This window comes from Streptomyces gobiensis, from assembly GCF_021216675.1.
GTDB lineage: Bacteria > Actinomycetota > Actinomycetes > Streptomycetales > Streptomycetaceae > Streptomyces > Streptomyces gobiensis.
In genome coordinates this window covers 1,807,835-1,833,009 of the sequence record NZ_CP086120.1, presented here as the reverse complement: position 1 = coordinate 1,833,009, position 25,175 = coordinate 1,807,835, and the positions used below count along the sequence as shown (strand labels likewise).

18 protein-coding genes are annotated in these 25,175 nt (G+C 69.2%); 11 read left to right on the top strand and 7 right to left on the bottom strand.

The window, feature by feature from the left end:
• Positions 1 to 23: 23 nt before the first annotated feature.
• From test1122_RS08425 to test1122_RS08410, 4 genes are read right to left on the bottom strand one after another with little or no spacing between them, the layout of a single operon-like run.
• Positions 24 to 1,016 (bottom strand): AAA family ATPase, encoded by a 993-nt coding sequence (locus test1122_RS08425; protein ID WP_422397063.1) that lies wholly within the window; start codon positions 1,014 to 1,016, stop codon positions 24 to 26.
• On the bottom strand, positions 986 to 2,227 hold the full coding sequence (locus test1122_RS08420; protein ID WP_232268540.1) for a DUF4350 domain-containing protein: 1,242 nt from the start codon (positions 2,225 to 2,227) through the stop codon (positions 986 to 988). Before test1122_RS08420 ends, test1122_RS08425 begins: the two co-directional genes overlap by 31 nt.
• Positions 2,224 to 2,904, bottom strand: a complete 681-nt coding sequence (locus test1122_RS08415; RefSeq protein WP_232268539.1) for a DUF4129 domain-containing protein — start codon at positions 2,902 to 2,904, stop codon at positions 2,224 to 2,226. Before test1122_RS08415 ends, test1122_RS08420 begins: the two co-directional genes overlap by 4 nt.
• A 4-nt stretch (positions 2,905 to 2,908) precedes the next feature.
• Complete coding sequence (locus test1122_RS08410) at positions 2,909 to 4,162, bottom strand: DUF7847 domain-containing protein (protein WP_232268538.1); 1,254 nt, start codon at positions 4,160 to 4,162, stop codon at positions 2,909 to 2,911.
• 110 nt (positions 4,163 to 4,272) lie between these two features.
• On the opposite strand from test1122_RS08410, the gene mtnA reads away from it, so the two are divergent.
• The 7 genes from mtnA to test1122_RS08375 all read left to right on the top strand — a co-directional run bounded on the left by mtnA (position 4,273) and on the right by test1122_RS08375 (position 12,569).
• Positions 4,273 to 5,385, top strand: coding sequence for an S-methyl-5-thioribose-1-phosphate isomerase (gene mtnA / locus test1122_RS08405; RefSeq protein ID WP_232268537.1), 1,113 nt, complete (start codon positions 4,273 to 4,275; stop codon positions 5,383 to 5,385).
• Entirely contained in the window at positions 5,382 to 6,059 is a 678-nt protein-coding gene (gene mtrA / locus test1122_RS08400; RefSeq protein WP_232268536.1) for a two-component system response regulator MtrA, read from the top strand. The genes mtnA and mtrA overlap by 4 nt, the downstream gene beginning before the upstream one ends.
• Before the next feature lie 2 nt (positions 6,060 to 6,061).
• Entirely contained in the window at positions 6,062 to 7,960 is a 1,899-nt protein-coding gene (mtrB, locus tag test1122_RS08395) for an MtrAB system histidine kinase MtrB (RefSeq protein ID WP_422396947.1), read from the top strand.
• Positions 7,950 to 9,782 (top strand): LpqB family beta-propeller domain-containing protein, encoded by a 1,833-nt coding sequence (locus tag test1122_RS08390; protein ID WP_232268535.1) that lies wholly within the window; start codon positions 7,950 to 7,952, stop codon positions 9,780 to 9,782. The genes mtrB and test1122_RS08390 overlap by 11 nt, the downstream gene beginning before the upstream one ends.
• Before the next feature lie 74 nt (positions 9,783 to 9,856).
• Positions 9,857 to 10,558: a ComF family protein gene (locus test1122_RS08385; protein ID WP_338423523.1), complete on the top strand. Its 702-nt coding sequence runs from the start codon at positions 9,857 to 9,859 to the stop codon at positions 10,556 to 10,558.
• A gap of 398 nt (positions 10,559 to 10,956) precedes the next feature.
• On the top strand, positions 10,957 to 11,652 hold the full coding sequence (gene hpf, locus test1122_RS08380; RefSeq protein WP_232268534.1) for a ribosome hibernation-promoting factor, HPF/YfiA family: 696 nt from the start codon (positions 10,957 to 10,959) through the stop codon (positions 11,650 to 11,652).
• A 149-nt stretch (positions 11,653 to 11,801) separates the two neighbouring features.
• A complete protein-coding gene (locus test1122_RS08375) occupies positions 11,802 to 12,569 on the top strand; it encodes a response regulator (protein ID WP_232268533.1) in 768 nt (255 codons plus the stop codon).
• A 26-nt stretch (positions 12,570 to 12,595) separates the two neighbouring features.
• Here test1122_RS08375 and test1122_RS08370 read toward each other — a convergent pair whose 3' ends face one another.
• Together test1122_RS08370 and test1122_RS08365 are read right to left on the bottom strand one after the other, a co-directional pair.
• Positions 12,596 to 13,756 (bottom strand): winged helix-turn-helix domain-containing protein, encoded by a 1,161-nt coding sequence (locus test1122_RS08370; protein WP_232268532.1) that lies wholly within the window; start codon positions 13,754 to 13,756, stop codon positions 12,596 to 12,598.
• A gap of 62 nt (positions 13,757 to 13,818) precedes the next feature.
• Complete coding sequence (locus test1122_RS08365; protein ID WP_232268531.1) at positions 13,819 to 14,415, bottom strand: GNAT family N-acetyltransferase; 597 nt, start codon at positions 14,413 to 14,415, stop codon at positions 13,819 to 13,821.
• A gap of 174 nt (positions 14,416 to 14,589) precedes the next feature.
• On the opposite strand from test1122_RS08365, the gene secA reads away from it, so the two are divergent.
• Positions 14,590 to 17,412 carry a preprotein translocase subunit SecA gene (secA, locus tag test1122_RS08360; protein WP_232268530.1) on the top strand — a complete coding sequence of 941 codons (2,823 nt, stop codon included), beginning with the start codon at positions 14,590 to 14,592 and terminating at the stop codon, positions 17,410 to 17,412.
• A 92-nt stretch (positions 17,413 to 17,504) separates the two neighbouring features.
• Here the strand turns inward: secA and test1122_RS08355 are convergent, their stop codons facing one another.
• Entirely contained in the window at positions 17,505 to 17,948 is a 444-nt protein-coding gene (locus tag test1122_RS08355) for an Rv3235 family protein (protein WP_232268529.1), read from the bottom strand.
• A gap of 300 nt (positions 17,949 to 18,248) precedes the next feature.
• Here test1122_RS08355 and test1122_RS08350 point away from each other — a divergent pair, with 300 nt between their 5' ends.
• The 3 genes from test1122_RS08350 (at position 18,249) to test1122_RS08340 (ending at position 25,136) form a co-directional block, all read left to right on the top strand.
• The gene (locus tag test1122_RS08350; RefSeq protein ID WP_232268528.1) at positions 18,249 to 18,752 is read left to right on the top strand and encodes a DUF6912 family protein; all 504 of its coding nucleotides are present in this window, start codon (positions 18,249 to 18,251) and stop codon (positions 18,750 to 18,752) included.
• Positions 18,753 to 18,808: 56 nt separating this feature from the next.
• Positions 18,809 to 19,483 (top strand): HAD family hydrolase, encoded by a 675-nt coding sequence (locus test1122_RS08345; protein WP_232268527.1) that lies wholly within the window; start codon positions 18,809 to 18,811, stop codon positions 19,481 to 19,483.
• Between the two features lie 679 nt (positions 19,484 to 20,162).
• The gene (locus test1122_RS08340; RefSeq protein WP_232268526.1) at positions 20,163 to 25,136 is read left to right on the top strand and encodes an NAD-glutamate dehydrogenase; all 4,974 of its coding nucleotides are present in this window, start codon (positions 20,163 to 20,165) and stop codon (positions 25,134 to 25,136) included.
• The last annotated feature ends 39 nt before the right edge of the window (positions 25,137 to 25,175 follow it).

Genomic DNA, 25,175 nt, shown 5'->3' with positions numbered 1-25,175 from the left:
GGATCAATTCAACTCGCGTCGTCTCAGCGGGGCACGGGGACGTGGGCGAGGATCGAGTTGATCACGCTGTCGGCGGTGACACCCTCCATCTCGGCCTCGGGGCGGAGCTGGATGCGGTGCCGGAGGGTGGGAAGAGCGAGCGCTTTGACGTCATCAGGGATGACGTAGTCCCGGCCGGTGAGCCAGGCCCACGCGCGGGCGGTGGAGAGCAGTGCGGTGGCGCCACGGGGAGAGACACCGAGAGCGAGTGAGGGGGAATCACGGGTGGCTCGGCAGATATCGACGACATAGCCGGTGATCTCAGGGGAGATCGAGGTCTTGGCGACAGCGGCGCGGGCGGCGTCAAGCTCGGTGGGGCCCGCCACGGGGCGGATGCCCGCAGCTTCCAGGTCGCGGGGGTCGAAACCCTCGGCATGGCGGGTGAGGACATTGATCTCGTCCTGCCGGGTGGGCAGCGGGACCGTCAGCTTGAGCAGGAAGCGGTCGAGTTGGGCCTCGGGGAGGGGGTATGTGCCCTCGTACTCGACCGGGTTCTGGGTGGCGGCTACCAGGAAGGGTTCGGGGAGCAGACGGGCGGTGCCGTCGACGGAGACCTGGCGTTCTTCCATGGCCTCCAGCAGCGAGGCCTGGGTCTTCGGCGGGGTGCGGTTGATCTCATCGGCGAGCAGGAGATTGGTGAAGACCGGGCCGGGCTGGAAGGAGAACTCGGCGGTACGGGCGTCGTAGATGAGCGAGCCCGTGACATCGCTCGGCATCAGATCGGGGGTGAACTGTACGCGCTTGGTGTCGAGTTTGAGCGTGGCCGCCAAGGTACGTACGAGCAGGGTCTTCGCGACGCCGGGGACACCCTCGAGCAGGACATGACCACGGCAGAGCAGGGCGACGACGAGTCCGGTGACGGCGGCGTCCTGGCCGACCACGGCCTTGGCGATCTCGCCGCGCAGGGTTTCGAGGGCGGCGCGGGCGCTGTCTGGGGAAGGGGCGCTCACGAAGGGCGGTCCTTGTCTCTCGGAGATGGGGTGATGCGTCGTTCGAGACGGTCGAGCTCGTCAGCGAGGCGGACGAGAGCGGTGTCGTCGGTGGGGGCCGGGCCGAACAGAAGGGTGCGCACGCTGGAGCTGTCCTCACCAGTGTGCGCGGCGAGGGCGGGAGCAAGGGACTCCGGTGTATGTGCCTGGGCTGCCGGGATACCGACGAGGGGGGCGAGGCGGGTGCGGGTGGCGGAGCGCAGGGCTTCGGCCGCCCGGTCGCGGGCGCCTGCCTGCCGGTAGAGCCGGGCGCGGCCTTCGGTCGCTTCGGAGGCGCGGACGGCGACCGGCAGCCGTTCGGGGACCAGGGGGCCAAGGCGCCGGGCGCGCCAGAGAGCGGCGAGTACGACAGCGATGGCGAGTTGGAGGATGCCCCAGCGCCAGCCTGCCGGAACGAGATCGAAAAGGCCCTCATCGCCGGTGTCTTCGGCGGCGGGGTCGGCAAGGGAAGGGAGGTACCAGACGAGTTGCGGTCGGGAACCGAGGAGTTGCAGGGCCAGCGAGGCGTTGCCGTGCTGATCGAGGCGGTGGTTGTAGAGGAAGTCGGGGGCACCGGCCACCACGGTGTCGCCGTTGCCGGAGGCGTCGGGCAGCCGCAGCAGGGTGGGCAGCTCATCGCTGATGTAACAGGCGTCGACGGGGTCGGCGGAGGTGGTGTAGGTGATGCCGCCGAGTTCGGCGTCGCCCGCTCGCCTGGCGAAGGGGGCGTCGCAGCCCGGGGATCGCGTGGTGACCTCAGCCGGTTTGACGGCTCGCACCTTGGGGGTGAGTTTGCTGACCGAGGTGGGGCCGGGGGCGATGAGGAGGGTGCGGGCGCCGCTGTTCGATGTGGCGGCCCGCAAGGTGGACAGCTGGCGGCCGCTCAGCATGTCGGGGCTGGTGATGAGCAGCGTGGTGTCCGGGCCCGCCGCCGCCGCGGCGTCCTCGGTCGTCGTCACCACGGTCGTGTCCACGCCCCGGTCACTGAGGAGTTCCGCGGTGGCCCGGCTGCCGAAACGGTCGGCGGACCGGGGGTCGAGCAGGCCGTGCTGCTCACCGGAGCGGATGACGGCGATGATCACCCCGGCCACGATCAGGATGACGACGGCCAGCAGCAGGCCACGAGAGCGGGTCCACAGCTGTCGGGCCGTGGGGGCGAGCGATGCCGAGGTGGCGGTCGACGCGCCGGTCGAGGTGGCGGGGGGCCGGGTTGGGGTCATGGGGTGTCCCCGTTCCCGGCCGCTGTCGCGGAGGGGAGTTGGGGCTTGGTCCGCGCCAGCGCGGTGTCCAGGTCTCGTAGTTCCGCGTATGCCGATGGGTTCGCCGGGCGGCCGGCGTATGTGACTTCGTCGAAGGAAAGGGCGGCCGTGCGCAGTGCCGTGGCGTGTTCGGGGAGTGCTTGTCCGGCTTCGGCGGCGGCCTCGTCGGCGGTGCGGCCGGGGCGGGGGTCGAGCAGGGTGCGCTCTTCGAGGGAGCGGACGACGGCGCGCATCCGTTCCTGGACGGCCTCGCTCCAGCGGCTGGCGGCCGCGTGCCGTTCGGCTGCGGCGCGGTGCTCGGCGGCGCTGCGCGGGCGGTCGTCGAAGAGGGTGCTGTCCCCGGTGTCGGGCGCCGGGCGCAGGGCGCCGAGGCGCAGCCGGAGGGCCACGATGAGCAGCACCACGAGGAGGGCGACCGTGAGGAGGCCGACCCAGCCGCCGGGGGTGATTCCGGCGGCGGAGTTGAGGAGGTCGCCGGCACGCTCCAGGAACCAGTCCAGCGCACGGCGCAGTGGTCCGGGATCGTTCTCGTGGTACATCGGCTTGGACAGCTCACGCTCGGCGGCGTCCCGGGCGGTGTCCCGGTCGATGACGACGGGCACTTCGTCGTCCGACAGCCTCCTCATCACTCCCGTCATCGCATCAGCTCCCTGGCGCGGAGTCGCCGGGCTGCTGGGTGGTGTACCCGGGGACGCCTGCGGCGCGGGCCAGTTCGAGGTCGAGCGCTTCGCGCCGGATGCGGCGGTCGATGTAGAGCAGCGCGGTCACACCGGCGCTGAGCGGGAGGGTGATGGTGGCGGCGATGACCGCACCGATGCCGATGACGATCAGGTAGGGCCAGGTGAAGCTGGTGACCTCGCCGGTCAGCAGTCCGCCAACGCCTTCGCCGCCCACTATGGCGGCCAGCAGGGCGGTGGGGATCGACACGATGAACTCGATGACGGTGACCAGGATCAGGGTGAGGGCCAGGATGCCGAAGATCCGCCACCAGGAGCCGCGTACGAGCTTGGCGGAGCGGCGCAGCGAGGTGATGACGCCCTGCCTCTCCAGCATCAGCGCGGGAGCGGAGAGCGCGAAGCGGACCCACAGCCATACCGCGACCACGATGCCGCCGAGACCGCCGAGGAGGCCCAGTGCGGCTCCGCTGCCGGGGGAACCGGCGGCGGCGAGCAGAAGGCCCGGCACGAAGCCCAGGACGAGCGCGCCGATGACGATCAGCAGAACCAGAAACGACAGACCGAGCAACCGCAGCAGCAGGGGCCGTGCCTCCCGCCAGGCCTCTCCGATGGAGACCGGTCGGCCCAGGACGGCGCGGCTGACCACGATGGTGAGCAACGCGGTGGCGATGACCGTGCCGAGCATCGTGGCCAGCAAGGTGATGCTCTGACTGCTCAGTGTGCCGTTGACGGCGTCCAGGATCTCGTCGGTCGTGGGGTTGGGGTTGTTCTGCAGGGCCTCAAGGCTGCCGTTGTCCCGGAACCACACGCCGGTGACAACAGTGGACACCAGCTGGATCACGACGGCGACTCCCAGCGCGATGCCGAGCACCGGCCGCCAGTGGGCGCGCATGGTGGATACGGCGCCATCGAGGATCTCGCCGACGCCGAGTGGACGCAGCGGGATCACCCCGGGCTTGGCGGCGGGTGCTTGCTGCCAGTTGGTGTTCCACCCGCCCGGCTGTCCCGGCTGCTGCCCCGGCTGAGGCGCACCCGGTACGCCCCAGCCCTGACTGGCGGGTGGGGGCTGCTGTGCCGACCAGCCCGTGGGCTGCTGCTGAGCGGGTGCCTTGGGGGCGTTGCCGGATGCCGTCTGGTCCCGGTCCTGATCCCGGTCCCGGTCGCCGGAGGGATCGGAAGGGGAAGGCCCGGGCGAGGTCCAGCCCGGAGACTCATTCACTGCGGTTCACCTCGGTCGCGGGGGCACTGGTTGGCTGCCATCGTGCCACGGTGGGCGGCCGGATGTATCGGGCCCTGCCCCTCAGGCCGCCGAGCGTGCAGACTGGGCGAATGGCTGATCACGATACGACCGTTGTACCGGTGCTGCGATGGGAGGAGCTGCCCGAGGGGCCGGTCGTGGTGCTGCTTGACCAGACTCGGTTGCCCACCGAGGAGCGGGAGTTCCTCTGTACGGACGTGCTGGCTCTGGTGGGGGCAATACGTTCGCTTACGGTGCGGGGTGCTCCGCTGCTGGGGATCGCGGGCGGGTATGGCATCGCGCTGGCTGCGGCCCGTGGCTATGACGTGGAGGAGGCGGCCAAGCAGCTGGCGCATGCCAGGCCGACCGCGGTCAACCTCGGCTATGGCGTGCGGCGTGTTACCGGGGCGTATCAGGGGGCGCTGGACGCGGGCGCGGGGTCTGAGCGTGCGGCGGCGGTGGCGCTCGCGGAGGCCCGGGCGCTGCACCGGGAGGACATCGAGGCCAGTGCCCGGATGGCGGAGCATGGCTGGGCGCTCCTGCGGGAGCTCTTGCCGGGCGGTGGCCACCGGATCCTTACGCACTGCAATACGGGGGCGCTGGTGTCCGGGGGTGAGGGCACCGCCCTGGGGGTCGTACGGGCCGTGCACCGGGCGGGCGAGCTGCGCAGGCTGTGGGTGGACGAGACCAGACCGCTGTTGCAGGGGGCGCGGCTGACCGCTTACGAGGCGGCGCGGGAGGGGATGACGTACAGCCTGCTCACGGATAGCGCGGCCGGGTCGCTCTTCGCGGCGGGAGAGGTGGACGCGGTGCTGATCGGGGCTGACCGGATCGCGGCGGACGGCTCCGTGGCCAACAAGGTGGGGAGCTATCCGCTCGCGGTGCTGGCGCGCTATCACCATGTGCCGTTCATCGTGGTGGCGCCGCTGACCACGGTGGATCTGGAGACTGAGCACGGGGCGGCGATCGAGGTGGAGCAGCGTGCGGGCCGGGAGGTCACGGAGCTTGTGCCGGGTGTGCCGGTGGCTCCGGCGGGTCCTCAGGCGTACAACCCGGCCTTTGATGTGACCCCGCCAGAGCTGATCACGGCGATCGTCACGGAGGCGGGTGCGGTGTCGCCGGTGACCCCCTCCGGGCTGGCGGAACTGTGTTCCATCTCACGTGCGGGAACATCACGATCAGGTAATGGGATGATGAACTCATGAAGGGACGCGTCCTTGTCGTCGACGACGACACCGCACTGGCAGAGATGCTTGGCATCGTGTTGCGCGGCGAAGGCTTTGAACCATCGTTTGTCTCGGACGGCGACAAGGCGCTCGCCGCGTTCCGTGAGACCAAACCCGACCTGGTGCTGCTCGATTTGATGCTGCCCGGCCGGGACGGCATTGAGGTGTGCCGGCTGATACGGGCTGAGTCCGGAGTGCCGATCGTGATGCTCACGGCGAAGACCGACACGGTCGATGTCGTGGTCGGGCTGGAGTCCGGGGCCGATGACTACATCGTCAAGCCGTTCAAGCCGAAGGAGCTGGTGGCCCGGATCAGGGCACGGCTGCGACGCTCGGAGGAGCCCACGCCGGAGCAGCTCGCCATCGGCGATCTGGTGATCGATGTGGCGGGGCACTCGGTGAAGCGGAACGGGCAGTCGATCGCACTGACGCCGCTGGAGTTCGATCTGCTGGTCGCGCTGGCCCGTAAGCCGTGGCAGGTCTTCACCCGTGAGGTACTGCTGGAGCAGGTCTGGGGTTACCGCCACGCGGCCGACACCCGGCTGGTCAATGTCCATGTGCAGCGGCTGCGCTCCAAGGTGGAGAAGGACCCGGAGCGGCCGGAGATCGTGGTGACCGTGCGCGGCGTGGGATACAAGGCCGGGCCGAGCTGATCATGTCCGGGCACGGTTCCACTCCGCAGGGCAGGCAGGCGGGGGGAGCCGCGGATCAAAAGTCCGTAATGTCCGTATTTAGGCAAATGTGGCGGGGTGGGTATCTCTTCCCCGACGGGCTGCTCTCCGAAGGGGCGACCGGTAGTCGGGCTCATCCCATGGTCCGGATGTTTGTCCGCTGGGTACGCCGCCCGCTACTGGCCGCTATGCGGCTGTGGCGGCGCAATATCCAGCTGCGTGTGGTCGCCACCACCCTGCTGATGTCGCTCGCTGTGGTGCTGCTGCTCGGCCTCGTCGTCATCGGCCAGGTCCGCAACGGCCTGCTGGACGCCAAGCAGCAGGCAGCGCAGAGCCAGGCGGCGGGAGGCTTCGCGGTCGCCACGGAGATGGCTGACAGCGCGAGCAACGGTGAGGGCGCCGGTGAGGGCGGTGGCACCGCCCGCAGTACGCAGAATTCCGGAGCCTGGCTGACCCAGCTGGTCCAGCAGCTCGCCAGCGGCGGCCAGGGTGTCTACTCGGTCGTCGCGCTCAGCTCCAACGATGACACGGCCCCGTTCGTCGGTGATGAGAACACCAATACGCGCGGCCCACGGGCCTCCGGGGATGTGCGCCCGGAGGAGAGCGTGCCCGCCGAGCTGCGCGGGGCGCTGGACAAGCACGCCGGGACGCATCAGCAGTACGCGGAGATCGTCCGGACCGGTGGCAGTACCGAGCCCGCACTGATCGTCGGTAAGCGGCTCAGCGATGCCAACGGCAATCCGTATCAGCTCTACTACCTCTTCCCGTTCAGCCAGGAGGAGAAGTCCCTGGCCCTGGTGAAGGGGACGCTGGCAACCGCGGGGGTCTTCGTGGTGGTGCTGCTGGGCGCCATCGCCTGGCTCGTCGTACGCCAGGTGGTCACCCCGGTCCGGATGGCCGCTGGAATCTCCGAACGGCTCGCCGCCGGGCGGCTTCAGGAACGTATGAAAGTCACCGGCGAGGACGACATCGCCCGGCTCGGCGAGGCGTTCAACAAGATGGCACAGAACCTGCAGCTCAAGATCCAGGAGCTGGAGGAGCTGTCCCGGATGCAGCGCCGCTTCGTCTCCGATGTCTCACATGAGCTGCGCACGCCGCTGACCACCGTCCGGATGGCCGCCGATGTGATCCATGAGGCGCGCGACGAATTCGACCCGGCGACCGCCCGCTCCGCTGAGCTACTGCTCGGCCAGCTCGACCGCTTTGAGTCGCTGCTCGCGGATCTGCTGGAGATCAGCCGCTTTGACGCCGGAGCCGCCGCCCTGGAGCCCGCGCCCACCGATCTGCGGGAGGTGGCGCACCGGGTGGTCGAGGGCGCTCAGCCGCTCGCGGACGCCAAGGGCAGCCGCCTCCTCGTCGTCGGCGGTGAGCTGCCGGTGATCGCCGAAGCCGACGCCAGACGTGTCGAGCGGGTGCTGCGCAACCTGGTCGTCAACGCCGTCGAGCACGGTGAGGGCCACGATGTTGTGATCCGGCTCGCGCAGAGCGGCGGCGCTGTCGCCGTGGCCGTGCGTGACTACGGCGTCGGCCTCAAGCCAGGCGAGGCCCAGCGGGTCTTCAACCGCTTCTGGCGCGCCGATCCCGCCCGTGCCCGTACCACCGGCGGCACCGGGCTCGGCCTGTCGATCGCTGTCGAGGACGCCCGGCTGCACGGCGGCTGGCTGCAGGCCTGGGGCGAGCCGGGCGGCGGTTCCCAGTTCCGGCTCACCCTGCCCAGCGCCGCGGGGGAGTGCCTGCGCGGCTCCCCGATACCCCTGGAGCCCTCCGACTCACGGCGCAACCGCGTGCTGGACGGCGCCATCCCGACCCAGACCCGCACCCCGGTGACGGCGCTGCCCGCCGGGCGGACGGACAGCGTGGAAGAGAGCGACCATGAAGGCTGACCGGCGCGGCGCCGGAGCCCTGCTGGCCACGGGCGCCCTGCTGCTCACCGGGTGTGCGTCCATGCCGTCCGGCGGCGAGGTGAAACGGGTCGACCCGCCGCAGCGGGCGGAAGCCGACTCTCAGGTGCGGGTCTTCGGCGTGAGCCCGCAGAAGGGCGAGCAGCCACGGCAGATCGTCCGGGGCTTCCTGGAGGCGACCACCAGCGACGAAGCGAACTTCGACACCGCACGGCAGTACCTCACCGAGGAGGAGGGCAAGCGCTGGGATCCGTTCGCCAGGACCACCGTGGTGTCGGGCGGGCCCGATGTGCCCCCGGCGGGCGTCCGGGCCGACAGCGACGGAGACGCGTACAGCGTCGAGGTGACCGGCGAGCAGATCGCCGAGGTGGACGGCAAGAACGCCTACGCCCCGGGTGAGAGCGCCTATCTGGAGCGCTTCCGGCTGATCAGGGTGGACGGCGAGTGGCGGATCAGCCAGCTGCCGGACGGGCTGGTCCTGGGCGAGTCCGACTTCCAGCGCATCTACCGCTCGGTCAATACGTACTACTTCGCCAACCTCGGCCCCGAGGCCAGCGCCGTGCCCGGCGGCAGGAACGTCCTGGTGGCCGACCCGGTCTATCTGCGCCGCCGGATAGACCCGGTCACCGAGACAGTGAAGGCCCTGCTGAACGGGCCGACCGACTGGCTGAAGCCGGTGGCGAGCTCGGCCTTCCCGAGCGGCGTGCGACTGGCCCCCGGCCAGCAGCGGCTGTCCTTCGATGACTCGGGGACGCTGACCACCCGGCTGACCCTGCCCGGAAAGGGCGAGCGGCCGCGTGTCGACAAACGGCAGTGTGACCGGATGGCCGCCCAGCTGCTGCACACCGTGGACCATCAGTCCTCGACCAGGGTCAACGGCGTGACGCTGGCCGACCAGGACGGCGGAAAGCTGTGCCAGCAGAGCCGCGACGAGGCGCAGACCTACGCTCCCGGGCTGCTGAATGGCCAGGCCGCGAAACAGTACTTCGTCGACGGCAGCCGCCGGCTCGTGGCCCTGAGCGAGGATCAGGACGTGGCCGTGCCGGTCGAGGGCCCCTTCGGCAAGGGGGCGCTCGAGCTGAGATCGGTCGCCGTGAGCCGCGACGAGGTCACGGGTGCGGGCGTCTCGCTGGACGGCCGCTCGCTCTATGTCGCTCCGCTCTCCATCGATGTCCCCTTCGACGCATCGGTGCTGACCAGCCAGGGCAAGAAGGCGGACGACCGGCTGACCGCACCGAGCTGGGACGGCCTGGGCGATCTCTGGGTGGCCGACCGTGATCCGGACCGGTCCCGGCTGCTGCGGCTGCGCGACGGCGAGGAGAAGCCGGAGACCGTCGCTGTGCCGGGGCTCGGTTCGGGACGTATCGAGGCGCTGCGAGTGGCGGCGGACGGCGTACGCATCGCACTGCTGATCCAGGACGGCGAGCGGACCACCCTGCAACTCGGCCGGATCGAGCGGGCGAACAGCCCCAAGGGAGAGCCGACCGCGACGGTCACCGATCTTCGCCCGGTCGCTCCGCAGCTGGAGAACGTGGTGGCGGCGTCCTGGGCGGGCGGCAGCCGACTGGTGGTCGTCGGGAAGGAGTCCGGGGGCGTGCAGCAGCTGCGCGTCATGTCGACGGACGGTTCCGCCGGGGTCCCGCCGACACTGCCGGGGGTCAATAACGTCAAGGGCATCGCCGCCTCGGAGGACGAGGACAAGCCGCTGCTGGCCGACTCCGAGGAGGGCATCGTGCGACTGCCCCGGGACGCCAACTGGCAGGAGGTCACGGATACGGGCTCGGCGCCGGTCTACCCGGGGTGATCTGTCCGGGGACCTGACCGAGACCTGACCGGGTCTTGTCCGGGGATCTGTCCGGGGGAAGCGAAAGGGGGGCCATGCTGGGGTGGTGGCAGGAGCTGGCCGATCTGGTGCTCCCGGCCGACTGCGCCGGATGCGGCGCCCCGCGCACCGGGCTGTGCCCGCGGTGCCGGGAGGCGCTGTGCGGGACGCGGGCCCAGCGGGCGCTGCCGGGCCCGGCGCCGGAGGGGCTGCCACCGGTGTACGCCGCCGGGGCGTACACCGACGCCGTACGGGCCGTCCTGCTCGCGCACAAGGAGCGGGGTGCCCTGCGGCTGGCCGCGCCGCTGGGTGCCGCGCTGGCCGGAGCCGTACGGGCCGTACTCCCCACGACGGTCGCCGCCGCGGCGGCTGGGCTGCCGCTGCTGGTCCCGGTGCCCTCCGCCCAGCGGAGCGTGGCAGCGCGTGGCCATGACCCGGTGCGGCGCATCGCCCGGGCGGCGGCCGGGGAGCTGCGGCGCGGCGGGGTGCCGGTGCGGGCGTGCGCCGTGCTGCGGCAAGCGCGTGGCGTCATCGATCAGTCGGGGCTGAGCGCCGGGGAGCGGCGGCGGAATCTGGCCGGGGCGCTCGTGGTGCCGCCCGGTGCCGCCGGGCTGCTGACGGCCGGTCCTGTGGTGCTGGTGGACGATCTGATGACGACGGGCACTTCGCTGGCCGAGGGGGCGCGGGCGGTGCGGGCCGCCGGTGGCCGGGTCATCGGTGCGGCGGTGGTCGCGGCCTCGCTGACCCCCGGTGGTTAAGCGCTTCCGCAGCTGGACCGGATGGCTGGACCGGATGGGCAGGAACTGCCCGTATTCATGGATCGTTGCTGGTAGTAAGCATAAAAATCTCAGTTACCAATGGGTACGTGTCTGTAGGGGGTGCCGAGCATCCCCCAGTCGGGGTACGTTCGGTGGTGAGGAAGAGACAGGTGCTGTTCCTCATCGCGGGACTTAAGCGCTTTGCTGCGTTCGCCCGACTCTGCTGGTCGCCGCACTTTCGAGTGGGTGGCGATCTTCCCGATGGGGGAGAAGGAGGTGGAAGTCGCAACCCGACGTAGTGCTGGACGGAGACCGGGAGACCACCGGGCCGTCCGGCGTCAGTGCACCAAGGATGCGCTCCGCACGTCGAGCGGAGTGATCCGGGAACGGAGTTCTGCGTGGACATCGTCGTCAAGGGCCGTAAGACAGAGGTACCGGAGCGGTTCCGTAAACACGTGGCCGAGAAGCTGAAGCTGGAGAAGATCCAGAGGTTCGACGCCAAGGTGATCCGCCTGGACGTTGAGGTGTCCAAGGAGCCCAACCCCCGTCAGGCTGACCGTTCCGACCGTGTGGAGATCACACTGCGGCACCGTGGACCGGTAATCCGTGCCGAGGCAGCGGCGGCAGATCCGTACGCCGCGCTCGATCTGGCCGCGGAGAAACTGGAGTCCCGGCTGCGGCGCCGGCACGACAAGCGCACTACGCGCCGTGGCAGCGGCCGTATTCCGGCGAGCGACGTCGCCGTGACCGTGCCCGATGCCGCGACCCTCAACGGCAACGGTGAGTTGGCCGGCGAGCCTGCCACGGACGAGGAATGGCCCGTCGTGACCAGGATCGGGTCGCTGGATGTGCAGGGTGAAGGGCCGCTGGTGGTACGTGAGAAGACCCATAAAGCGCCCCCCATGTCGCTCGATCAGGCGCTCTACGAAATGGAGCTGGTCGGGCATGACTTCTATCTGTTCGTCGACTCCGACACCAAGCAGCCGAGCGTTGTCTATCGGCGGCGCGCCTATGACTACGGCGTCATCCACCTTGAGCCCGACCCGTTCGTCGAGGAGGCACCCCATGGGGCGGGCGGTGCCCTCGGCGGCTGAAAACCGCCGTTGAAGGTGCGCCCCCGGCCGGGTCGAGAGCCCAGCCGGGGGCGCGGGCATGGAATCATGGCGTCACGGCCAACCGGCCTCCTACGCCGTCCGGTTGGTTCGTACGAGTCAAGGCTGGATGGCCTGCAGGGGGAGGAACGATGGTGGACAGCTTCGGGCCCGCGATGCCCGATGCGCACTGTGAGGGCGGCAGCAGCCCCGAGAGCTTGGCCGTCGCTGCGGATGTGCGGGAGCGCGAGCCGCGGGACGAGCCCATCCGGGTGCTGGTCGTGGACGATCATGCGCTCTTCCGGCGTGGGCTGGAGATCGTCCTTGCCCAGGAGGAGGACATCCAGGTCATCGGCGAGGCCGGGGACGGCGCGGAGGCGGTGGACAAGGCCGCCGATCTTTTGCCGGACATCGTGCTGATGGACGTACGGATGCCCAAGCGCGGCGGCATTGAGGCGTGCACCTCTATCAAGGAGGTGGCACCCAGTGCGAAGATCATCATGCTGACGATCAGTGATGAGGAGGCCGATCTCTACGACGCCATCAAGGCCGGCGCTACGGGTTATCTCCTCAAGGAGATCTCCACCGATGAGGTGTCCACCGCGATCCGGGCGGTCGCCGATGGCCAGTCCCAGATCAGTCCGTCGATGGCGGCGAAGCTGCTCACCGAGTTCAAGTCGATGATCCAGCGCACGGATGAGAGCAAGCTGGTGCCGGCGCCCCGGCTGACCGATCGGGAGCTTGAGGTCCTCAAGCTGGTCGCTACGGGTATGAACAACCGGGATATCGCCAAAGAGCTTTACATCAGCGAGAACACGGTGAAGAACCACGTGCGCAATATTCTGGAGAAGTTGCAGCTGCACTCCAGGATGGAGGCGGTGGTGTACGCGATGCGGGAGAAGATCCTCGAGATCCGCTGACACGCTGGTCCCGCAGCGGGGCAGGGTCAGGCCAGGGCTTTTTGCAGGGGGACTTGTAGGTCGGGCGGGGTGCAGTGGGGGACGTGGATGGTGCTGCTGCCCACCCACGTGGCGGCTTCCCGGAGGGCATGGGCCATAGGGGCAACGGCCCTGGGACCGGTCATGGACAGCTGGCGGGCCACCAGCGTGCCGCCCTCCCTTGCCGGATCCACTCGGCCCAGCAGCTTCCCGCCCGCGAGCAGCGGCATCGCGAAGTAGCCGTGGACCCGCTTGGATCTGGGGACATACGCCTCCAGCCGGTGAGTGAAACCGAAGATACGCTCCGTGCGCGCACGGTCCCAGATCAGCGAGTCAAAGGGGGAGAGCAGCGTGGTGCGGTGCCGCCCCCGTGGTACCGAGGCCAGTGCCGCCGGGGCTGCCCAGGCGGGCTTGCCCCAGCCCTCGACCACGACCGGCACCAGGCCGGTGTCCCGTATCACCGCATCGACCTGATCGGCCTTGAGCCGGTGGTAGTCGGCCAGATCCGCGCGGGTGGCCACCCCCAGTGCGCCCCCGGCCTGGGCGACCAGCCGGCGCAGACACTCGCGGTCATCGATGTCGTCGTGGAAGAGTGCGTCGGGAATCACACGTTCCGCCAGGTCGTACACCCGTTTCCAGCCACGGCGCTCGGTGCAGACCACCTCGCCGGTGTCCAGCAGCCACTCCACCGCGATCTTGGTTTCGGACCAGTCGTACCACTCCCCGCCGTTCTTGGCGCCGCCCAGCTCCGAGGCGGTCAGCGGGCCATCCGTCTTCAGCCGGTCCCGCACCTGGGCGCAGGAGGCGGCGCGGTCCGCCAGCCGGTGCCAGCGGTGGCCCCTCGCCCGCAGGGCGCGGCGCCGGAAGGCGAAGTGCGGCCACTCCTCGACCGGCAGGACGCACGCGGCATGCGACCAGTACTCAAAGGCGTGTGTCCCGGTCCAGTACGCCGACTCCACGGCGGACCGTCCCACCGCGCCCAGCCGGGCGTACGGCACCAGCTCATGTGAGCGCGCCAGCACCGAGATGGTGTCGAGCTGTACGGCCCCCAGCCGCCGCAGCATCCCGCGTACCCCCGCGCCGCGGTCGGGCGCCCCGAGCAGCCCTTGCGCGCGCAGCGCCATCCGGCGTGCCTCGTCTGCGGAGAGTGACAGCTCTGGCGTGGTCATGCGGCAAACGGTAAACGCCGGGACTGACAATCCACCGAGCCGGTCCGCTCGTCAGCCGGTCGTCAGTCGGCCAGTTCGGCGCGCGCTGGGAGGTAGGGGGTCGTGGTCTGGCGGCCCCAGTCCGACGGCAGTACCGATGCCACCCAGGCGTCCCGTCGTGTCCCCCGGTGCACGATCCGGGACCGCTGTATGCCCTCCATGACGAAGCCCACCCGTAGTGCCACCGCCCGCGAGCCCTCGTTGCCCACCTGCGCGCACCACTCCAGCCGTTCGACGCCCAGCTGTGTGAAGGCCCAGTCGACCACCGCGCGTCCCGCTTCCGCGGTGTAGCCCTTGCCGCGGTGCTCCTTCGCCGTCCAGTACCCCAGCTCCGCCTGGTGTTCCGCGGTACGGAGCTGAGCGAGCCGGACCAGGCCCATGGAGCCGGTCAGCGCGCCCTGCCTGGTGAAGACCCCGAAGTTGTACATGGTGTCCTCACGCCAGCCCGCGGGGCTGGCGTTGAGCACGAAGTCCTCGGCGTGCTCACGACCGTACGGGTCGGGTACGGGGATCCAGCGCGGGATCTCGGGATCCTGGCAGGCGACGAGCACGGCGTCGACGTCGCGCGGCTCCAGGGGCCGCAGCAGCAGGCGCTCGGTGCTGAGAGTGACGGGTTCCATACACTGATTGTGCCGGTGGGCTCCGGGGCACCTTCCGGACCTCCGGCACGTTGGGGGTACAGGGGCCGTCGCCCCTCGCATACGATGACGGGTGCGGCGTGGACCGTATCGCCGTGCCCGCGCACCTGGCAGTGCCCAGGACGACAGGCCCGACCGGCAAGGAGACCAGCCTCAGTGTCCGTCTTCAACAAGCTCATGCGTGCAGGCGAAGGCAAGATCCTGCGCAAGCTGCACCGCATCGCGGACCAGGTGAATTCCATCGAAGAGGACTTCCTGGACCTCTCGGACGCCGAGCTGCGGGCACTCACCGATGAGTACAAGGAGCGGTTCGCCGAGGGCGAAAGCCTCGATGATCTGCTCCCGGAGGCCTTCGCGACCGTCCGTGAGGCCGCCAAGCGCGTGCTCGGCCAGCGCCACTACGACGTACAGATCATGGGCGGCGCCGCGCTGCACATGGGACATGTCGCGGAGATGAAGACCGGTGAGGGCAAGACCCTCGTCGGCACGCTGCCCGCGTATCTCAATGGGCTCTCCGGCAAGGGTGTTCACCTGATCACCGTCAATGACTATCTCGCCCAGCGTGACTCCGAGATGATGGGCCGGGTCCATAAGTTCCTGGGTCTCTCGGTCGGCTGCATCATCGCCAATATGACCCCGGGGCAGCGCCGTGAGCAGTACGCCTGCGACATCACCTACGGCACCAACAACGAGTTCGGCTTTGACTACCTGCGCGACAACATGGCGTGGTCGCAGGAAGAGCTGGTGCAGCGTGGGCACAACTTCGCCATCGTTGACGAGGTCGACTCGATCCTGGTCGACGAGGCACGTACGCCGCTGATCATCTCCGGCCCGGCGGACTCGGCCACCAAGTGGTACGGCGACTTCTCGAAGCTGGTGAAGCGGCTGGAGAAGGGCGAGCCCGCCGAGCCGCGCCTGCAGAAGCCGGAGACCGGTGACTACGACATCGATGAGAAGAAGCGCACCGTCGGCATCCATGAGTCCGGTGTCGCCAAGGTCGAGGACTGGCTGGGCATCGACAACCTGTATGAGTCGGTCAACACTCCGCTGGTGGGCTACCTGAACAACGCCATCAAGGCGAAGGAGCTCTACAAGAAGGACAAGGACTACGTCGTCATCGACGGCGAAGTCATGATCGTCGACGAGCACACCGGCCGTATCCTCGCCGGCCGCCGCTACAACGAGGGCATGCACCAGGCGATTGAGGCGAAGGAAGGGGTGGAGATCAAGGACGAGAACCAGACGCTCGCCACGATCACCCTGCAGAACTTCTTCCGTCTCTACGACACCCTCTCCGGCATGACCGGTACGGCCATGACCGAGGCCGCCGAGTTCCACCAGATCTACAAGCTCGGCGTCGTGCCCATCCCGACGAACCGGCCGATGATCCGCAACGACCAGGCTGACCTCATCTACCGCACCGAGGTCGCCAAGTTCGCGGCCGTCGTCGAGGACATCGTCGAGAAGCACGAGCGTGGCCAGCCCATCCTGGTCGGCACCACCTCGGTCGAGAAGTCCGAATATCTGTCACAGCAGCTGAAGAAGCGCGGTGTGCGGCACGAGGTGCTGAACGCCAAGAACCACGACCGTGAGGCGCAGATCGTCGCCGAGGCGGGCCGTAAGGGCTCCGTGACCGTCGCCACCAATATGGCCGGTCGTGGCACCGACATCCAGCTCGGCGGAAACCCTGAGAAGATCGCCGAGGCGGAGCTGCGCGCCAAGGGTCTGGATCCCGAGGAGCACATCGAGGAGTGGGCGGCGGCGCTCCCGGCGGCCCTGGAGAAGGCTGAGACGGCCGTCAAGGCCGAGCACGAAGAGGTCAAGGAGCTCGGCGGCCTCTATGTCCTGGGCACCGAGCGGCATGAGTCGCGCCGTATCGACAACCAGCTGCGCGGCCGCTCCGGCCGTCAGGGCGACCCGGGCGAGTCCCGCTTCTACCTCTCGCTCGGCGACGATCTGATGCGGCTGTTCAAGGCGCAGATGGTCGAGCGCGTGATGGCCATGGCCAATGTCCCCGACGATGTGCCGATCGAGAACAAGATGGTGACCCGTGCCATCGCATCGGCCCAGTCGCAGGTTGAGCAGCAGAACTTTGAGATCCGTAAGAACGTCCTCAAGTACGACGAGGTGCTCAACCGGCAGCGTGAGGTCATCTACGGTGAGCGCCGCCGTGTCCTGAAAGGCGCGGACCTGCATGAGCAGGTGCGGCACTTCATGGATGACACCATCGAGGCGTATGTCCGGGCCGAGACGGTCGAGGGCTTCGCTGAGGAGTGGGACCTGGAGCGGCTGTGGGGCGCTTTCAAGCAGCTCTACCCGGTGCAGGTCACCGTCGAGGACCTTGAGGAGGAAGTCGGCGACCGCGAAGGCATCACCTCGGACTTCATCATCGAGGCCATCACGGAAGACATTCACCAGCAGTACGACGCCCGCGAGCAGCAGCTTGGCTCCGAGATCATGCGGGAGCTGGAGCGCCGCGTGGTGCTCTCGGTGCTGGACCGCAAGTGGCGTGAGCACCTCTACGAGATGGACTATCTCCAGGAGGGCATCGGTCTGCGGGCGATGGCCCAGAAGGACCCGCTGGTTGAGTACCAGCGGGAGGGCTACGACATGTTCCAGGCGATGATGGAGGGCATCAAGGAGGAGTCCGTCGGCTATCTGTTCAACCTGGAGGTCCAGGTCGAGCGGCAGGTTGAGGAGGTTCCGGTCGAGGAAGCGAGGCCCTCGCTGGAGAAGGAGCCGGAGGCCGTGGCTGCTGGGTCTCCAGCCCCTCACCCCGCCATCCGGGCCAAGGGGCTGGAGGCCCCGCAGCGGCCCGACCGGCTGCACTTCAGCGCGCCGAAGGTGGACGGTGAAGGCGACGTGGTGGAAGGCGACTTCGAGGTCGAGGAGGCGCAGGCGCCGACCCGGTCCGCCACGGACGGTATGACGCGGGCGGAGCGGCGTAAGGCGCAGAAGGGCCGCCGCCGCAAGAAGTGAGCTGGCTGGCTGGTCAGCTGGCGAGGGCCGGGCACGTCACCGACGTGCCCGGCCCTCGCTCTGTCCCCAGTCCGGGAGGGGGAGGGGGCCGGTCAGGGGAGGGAGTCGGGCTTGACGTCCAGCTCCACTGCGGCGCAGCGCCAGCGGCGGTCCGGGCCGTGTTCCAGACGGAAGGCCAGTGCCCGGGTCCGTTCTCCGGCGCGGATACAGGCGTACACCTCGACGGTCCCGGGCTGCGGGGCACAGTAGCCGACGTGCCCGAGTACGGGCGTGGGGGAGGGCCGGACGGCGGGATCCGCGCGGAGCGGGGCCAGCGGGGCGAGCCGCGTCAGCTGGTCATAGGCGGGGCCGCTGGTGTGGCCCAGCAGGATATGGACGGGGCGCTGCCCGCTGAGTACGAGCAGCAGGCGCTGGGCGAACCAGTGGTGCGGCTGCCCACGCTGTCTGCCGCGCTGGGCGGCGAGGACGGCGGAGCGGGAGGGGCGGCGGGAGTCATGGCGCCCGGGTGGGCGGGTGGGTCCCTTGGCTGTGGTCATGGCTGTCCCCGTGAGTGAGTCTCCGGCCCGGCAGCGGAGTGTGATACCGGGCAGTAGCTACGCCCTTGGTTGTAGCGATCGCCTCTCGCGGGCCGCAATCGCGCGGGGAAGCGGCCCAGGGTGCGGGAACGCTTCACCTATCCGGTGAGGGTGCGGGACGGGGTTGACCTTCGGTACGGCTGACCTGCGGTGGCTGGCCGGGCGATGCGTGGGGGCGTACGCCGGGAGCCGGGAGCCGGGGGACGTATGGACCGTATGCTGGCGAGCAGCCCGGTTCGGCCTTACACGAAAGCGGCAGCCATGCGCGTCTATGTACCCCTGACCCTTCCCGGACTAGCGGCGGCGCACCGGCAGGGAGAGCTCGGCCCCGGCCCGCTGACCGCCTACGCGGTCACCCCCGGGCTGCGTGAGTGGTACGTCTCCGATGACGTCGAGGAGCTGGAGTACGCCGCCCTGGGCCGGGCCGCCGGGGCGTCGCTGCGGCTGCTGGCCACCGACCCCGGGGCCGCCCGGCGCCGCGTCGTGGTGGCCGTGGACGTCCCCGACCGCGCGGCCGTGGCCGACCCGGACCGCAGCCTGGACCCCGACGCGCTCGGCGAGGTACGGATCGCCGAGGCGGTGCCGCTGAGCAAGGCCGCCGCGGTGCATGTGGACGCCCCGGACGCGGTGCCGGACATCACGGCCGCCGCGGACGCGCTCGGCGCGGCCGACCTGGGCGACGATGACGCCCGCTTCATCGTGGACGGGGCAGAGGACCACGAGTTGCTGTGGTATGCGACGCAGGAGATCGGGAACCTGCTCTGAGCTGGGGCGACAGAAATCACTTCCCGGTTGTCAGACCTGGCGTCTACGGTCGGGACATGGCTTTGCGGACTCGGACGACCCACATCGTGTGGGACTGGAACGGCACGCTGCTGCACGACATCGACGCGGTGATCGCCGCGACGAACGCCGCGTTCGGTGAGATCGGGCTGCCGCCGATCACCCTGGAGCGCTACCGCGAGCTGTACTGCGTGCCGGTGCCCCGGTTCTATGAGCGGCTGATGGGGCGGATGCCGAGCGAGGAGGAGTTCGCCGCGATGGACAAGATCTTCCACCGGCACTACTTCGCGCGGGTCGACAGCGTGGCGCTCACCGATGGTGCGGCGGAGCTGCTCGCCGCCCGGCAGGCCGCCGGGCTGACCCAGTCGCTGTGCTCGCTGGCTCCGCACGACCATCTGGTGAAGCTGGTCCGCCGCCATGGCATCGACCGGCACTTCACCCGGATGGACGGCAATGTGGCCCGGGTCAACGGCAGCGGCAAGGCGGCGCAGATGGCCCGGCATCTGGCCTCGCTGGACGGGGTGACGGCGGCCCGTACGGTCGTCATAGGCGACGCGGTGGATGATGCGCACGCCGCGGCGCATGTGGGTGCGCAGGCGGTGCTGTACTCCGGTGGGTCGCACAGCCGGGCGAGCCTCGCGGAGGCGGGTGTGCTGGTCGTGGACACGCTTGCTGACGCGGTCGAAGCGGCCGAGCGGATTGCCGCCGCCTAGGGCGGCTGCCCGCTCGCGGCTCCCGCCCCCTGGCGGGCTTCCCCTATGCCTCGCCCCTTCCCGGCTGCGCCGACGTGCGGCTCCGCCGCGTGGCTGGGCTCCGCCCGGGGCCGGGGTTCCGTGGTGGGTTCCCGATGCCCGCCCCTGCCCGGCTGTGCCGGTACGCGGCTCCGCCGCGTGGGGGATTCGCCCCGGGCCCCGGGTGGTCGGGTGCGGGCCGGTGGCCGGGTTGTGCCCACCCACAGCCCCTCGCGGGGCTGCGAGTGCCCACAACACGGTGGGGGACTGCACTCCAGCGGTGCTCAGCCATCACCACCGACGGACGTCGAAGACCCGGCCGCCCGCGGTGCTCCGGTCCGGGGGCCGCGCCAAGAGGGCACATCCTTTTTGCCGCTGTGTAGAACATCAAACTTCTCGTCCCCTTTTTGTATACAGATGGCCGATGACGGCCACCCGGTTGGGGGAGATAGCCTTACCTACGTGATCAGCGAGATATCCGTGGCAGGGAGCCCTGGCAGCGTAGCCATCCCCGCCCCCTGCCCCAGGCGTTTCAACGCTCGGGTTGCCGCTGGCCGAATCTCCCGGCGTAACGTCGAACCTGAGCGGTCATACCGCGCGGCGACGTCACGTCACCACCCATCTGACGTCACGCAATGGCGCGCGACAGGAGCCAGAGGACATGCAGACCAAGCTGGACGAGACAAAGGCCGATCTGCTCGTACGAGCCGCCCAGGTCGCTGAGAGCAGCCCGACCGGGAGTCTCCCGGAACAGGGCCTCGCCGCCGACGTGGGTGTATACCTCCAGCGCTACTACCTGCACACGGCCCCTGAGGACCTCGCCGACCGGGACCCGGTCGATATCCTCGGTGCCGCTCTCTCCCACTACCGGCTCGCTCAGGACCGCCCGCAGGGCACGGCGAATGTCCGGGTGTACACGCCCACCGTCGAGGAGAACGGCTGGACTTGTACTCATACGGTCGTCGAGATCGTCACCGACGATATGCCCTTCCTGGTGGACTCCGTCACCAATGAGCTGACCCGTCAGGGCCGCGGCATCCATATCGTCATCCACCCGCAGGTGATCGTCCGCCGTGATGTCACCGGCCAGCTGCTGGAGGTGCTGGACGCGGGCCGTGATCCGCTCTCCCCGGCGGCGGCCACTCACCGGCATGACCAGCTGCCACCGGACGCGGTCACCGAGTCATGGATCCATGTCGAGATCGACCGTGAGACGGATCCCGCGGACCTTCAGCAGATCACCGCTGATCTGCGTCGCATCCTGTCCGATGTCCGGGAGGCCGTCGAGGACTGGAAGAAGATGCGCGGCGCCGCGCTCAGGATCGCCGATGAGCTGCCCCGTGAGTCCACCGACGAGGTGACCGAGCCGGAGATCGACGAGGCCCGTGAGCTGCTGCGCTGGCTTGCTGATGACCGCTTCACCTTCCTCGGGTACCGCGAGTATGAGCTGGCCTCGGTCACCACGGAGTCCGGCGGCAAGGAGGACGTGCTCAAGCCCGTCCCCGGCACCGGGCTGGGCATCCTGCGCTCCGACCCCAGTCACAGCACCGATGACGAGGGCCACCCCGTCTCGCCCTCCTTCAACCGGCTCGCCGCCGGTGCCCGGGCCAAGGCCCGGGAGCACAAGCTGCTGGTGCTCACCAAGGCCAACAGCCGCGCCACCGTGCACCGCTCCTCATATCTCGACTATGTCGGGGTGAAGAAATTCGATGCCGAGGGCAATGTCATCGGCGAGCGTCGCTTCCTCGGTCTCTTCGCCGCTCAGGCCTTCGTCGAATCGGTGCGGCAGATCCCCGTCATCCGCCGCAAGGTCGAGTCCGTGCTGGCGGCTGCGGGCTTCACGCCCGACAGCCACGACGGCCGCGATCTGCTGCAGATCCTGGAGACCTACCCGCGCGATGAGCTTTTCCAGATCCGGGTCGATGAGCTGCGCTCCATCGCCACGTCCGTGCTCTACCTCCAAGAGCGCCGCAGGCTGCGGCTGTTCCTGCGGCAGGATGAGTACGGGCGCTACTACTCGGCCCTCGTCTACCTGCCACGCGACCGCTACACCACCCCGGTGCGGCTGCGCCTAGTCGACATCCTTATGGAGGAACTGGGCGGCACCAGCGTCGACTTCACCGCCTGGAACACCGAATCCGTCCTCTCCCGGCTGCACTTCGTGATCCGGGTCAAGCCCGGCACCGAGCTTGATCAGCTCACCGATGCCGACACCGAGCGGATCGAGGCGCGGCTGGTGGAGGCCGCCCGCTCCTGGGTGGACGGCTTCAGTGAGGCGCTCCTCGCCGAGTGCGGTGAGGAGCGCGCCGCCGAGCTGGGCCACCGCTACGGCAGCAAGGCCTTCCCCGAGGGATACAAGGCCGACTTCCCGCCGCGTGCCGCCGTCGCCGACCTCCAGCACCTTGAGGAGCTCGACCGGCGCAAGGGCGCCAAGGACTTCGCGCTGAGCCTGTATGAACCGGTCGGCGCCGCCCCCAATGAGCGGCGCTTCAAGATCTACCGCACCGGTGAGCCAGTCTCGCTCTCCGCCGTGCTGCCGATCCTCCAGGCCATGGGCCTGGAGGTCATCGACGAGCGGCCGTACGAGCTGCGCCCCTCGGACGGCATCAGGACGTGGATCTACGACTTCGGGCTGCGTCTCCCGGATTCTCAGATGCAGAGCCTGGGCGAGGATGCACGGGAGCGCTTCCAGGAGACCTTCGCCGCCGTCTGGAACGGCCAGGCCGAGAACGACGGCATCAACGCCCTGGTGCTCGCCGCCGGGCTGACCTGGCGGCAGGCCATGGTGCTGCGCGCCTACGCCAAGTATCTGTGGCAGGCCGGGGCGAAGTTCGGCCAGGGGACGATGGAGGAGACCCTCCAAAAGAACATCCACACCACCCGGCTGCTGGTCAGCCTCTTTGAGGCCCGTCTCGCCCCGGAGCGGCAGCGGGCGGGCCGTGAGCTGATCGACGGTCTGCTGGAGGAGCTGGAGGGCGCCCTGGACCAGGTGGCCAACCTGGACGAGGACCGGATGCTGCGATCCTTCCTCACCGTTATCAAGGCCACGCTGCGCACCAACCACTTCCAGCGGGACCGGGATACCGGTGAGCCGCACAGCTATGTGTCGATGAAGCTCGACCCGCAGGCCATCCCGGATCTGCCCGCACCCCGCCCCGAGTACGAGATCTGGGTGTATTCGCCACGCGTCGAGGGTGTGCATCTGCGCTTCGGCAAGGTCGCCCGTGGCGGCCTGCGCTGGTCGGACCGGCGTGAGGACTTCCGTACCGAGATCCTTGGACTGGTCAAGGCGCAGGAGGTCAAGAACGCGGTGATCGTGCCGGTCGGTGCCAAGGGCGGCTTCGTCGGCAAGCGGCTGCCCGCCCCGGCCAAGGACCGGGACGCCTGGCTGGCCGAGGGCATCTCCTGCTACCGCACCTTTATCTCCGGGATGCTCGACATCACCGACAACCTGGTGGGCGGCGAGGTGGTACCGCCCGCGGATGTCGTCCGGCATGACGAGGACGATACGTATCTGGTGGTCGCCGCCGACAAGGGCACCGCGACCTTCTCCGACATCGCCAACGAGGTCGCTGTCTCCTATGGCTTCTGGCTCGGTGACGCCTTTGCCTCCGGTGGCTCGGAAGGCTACGACCACAAGCGCATGGGCATCACCGCCCGTGGCGCCTGGGAATCGGTCAAGCGGCACTTCAGGGAGCTGGGCCACAACACCCAGACCCAGGACTTCACGGTGGTCGGCATCGGCGATATGTCCGGGGACGTCTTCGGGAACGGCATGTTGCTCAGCGAGCACATCCGGCTGGTCGCCGCCTTTGACCACCGGCACATCTTCCTCGACCCCGAACCGGACGCGGCCGTCTCGTTCGCCGAACGCCGTCGGCTCTTTGAGCTGCCGCGCTCCTCGTGGGCCGACTACAACACCAAGCTGCTCTCCAAGGGCGGCGGGGTGTACCCGCGTACGGCCAAGTCGATCCCGGTCACCCCACAGGTGCGGGCGGCGCTGGGCATCCGCGCCGGAGTCAACAAGCTGACCCCGGCCGATCTGATGCAGGCCGTCCTCAAGGCGCCGGTCGATCTGCTGTGGAACGGCGGCATCGGCACCTATGTGAAGTCCTCCGCCGAGTCGCACCACGACGTCGGCGACAAGGCGAACGACGCGATCCGGGTGGACGGCCGGGATCTGCGGCTCAAGGTCATCGGTGAGGGCGGCAATCTGGGGCTGACCCAGCTGGGCCGGATCGAATTCGCGCTGAACGGCGGCAGGATCAACACCGACGCCATCGACAACAGCGCCGGTGTGGACACCTCCGACCACGAGGTGAACATCAAGATCCTGCTCAACGCGGTCGTCGCCAATGGCGATATGACGATTAAGCAACGCAACACGCTGCTCGCCGAGATGACCGATGAGGTCGGCGCGATCGTGCTGCGTAACAACTACGCGCAGAACGTCGTACTGGCCAACGCCCTGGCGACCGCGCCGGGTCTGCTCCATGCCCACCAGCGGTTCATGCGCCGACTCGCCCGCGCGGGGCGGCTCGACCGTCAGCTGGAGTTCCTGCCCTCCGACCGGCAGATCCGGGAGCGGCTGGCCGGCGGCCGGGGGCTGACCCAGCCCGAGCTGGCGGTGCTGCTGGCCTACGCCAAGATCACGGTCACCGAGGAGCTGGTCAAGTCCGATCTGCCGGACGATCCGTATCTGCGGCGGTTGGCGCATGACTACTTCCCCCGCGCACTGCGGGAGCGGTTCCCCACGGAGATCGACAACCACGCGCTGCGCCGTCAGATCGTGATGACCCTCCTGGTCAACGACACGGTCAATACGGGCGGTTCAACCTTCCTGCACCGGCTCCGGGAGGAGACCGGGGCATCCACCGAGGAAATCGTCCGGGCGCATGCCGCGTCCCGTGCGATCTTCGGGCTGGGCGCGATCTGGGACGCGGTCGAGGCGCTGGACAATCTGGTCTCCGCCGACACCCAGACCCGCATCCGGCTGCACTCCCGGCGCCTGGTCGAGCGGGGCACCCGCTGGCTGCTGGGCAACCGGCCGCAGCCGCTGCGGCTCGCCGAGACCATCGCCTTCTTCCAGGAGGGCGTGGAGATGGTCTGGGCTGAGCTTCCGGGGCTCATCAAGGGCGAGGACCTGGCCTGGTACCAGCAGATTTACGGCGAACTGGAGTCCGCGGGAGTCCCGGTTGAGCTGGCGCGGCGGGTGGCGGGCTTTTCCTCGGTCCTGCCGGCGCTGGACGTCGTCGCGGTCGCGGACCGCACCGGCCGGAAGCTGATGGATGTTGCCGAGGTCTACTACGACCTGGCCGACCGCCTCGGCATCACCCAGCTTCAGGACCGGGTCAGCGATCTGCCGCGCGCCGACCGCTGGCAGTCCATGGCGCGCGCCGCGATCCGTGAGGACCTTTACGCCGCGCACCAGTTGCTGACGGCTGATGTGCTCGCGGCGGGGGATGCGGCGGGTAGCGCGGAGGATCGGTTCAAGGCGTGGGAGGAGAAGAACGCCGCGGTCCTGCATCGGGCCCGTTTGACCCTGGATGAGATCCAGTCCTCCGACACGTTCGATCTGGCGAATCTCTCGGTGGCGATGCGGACGATGCGTACGCTGCTGCGCAGCAACCGCTGACCCGGGCGCCCGGGGCCGGGGTTTCCGGGGCTTCGCCCC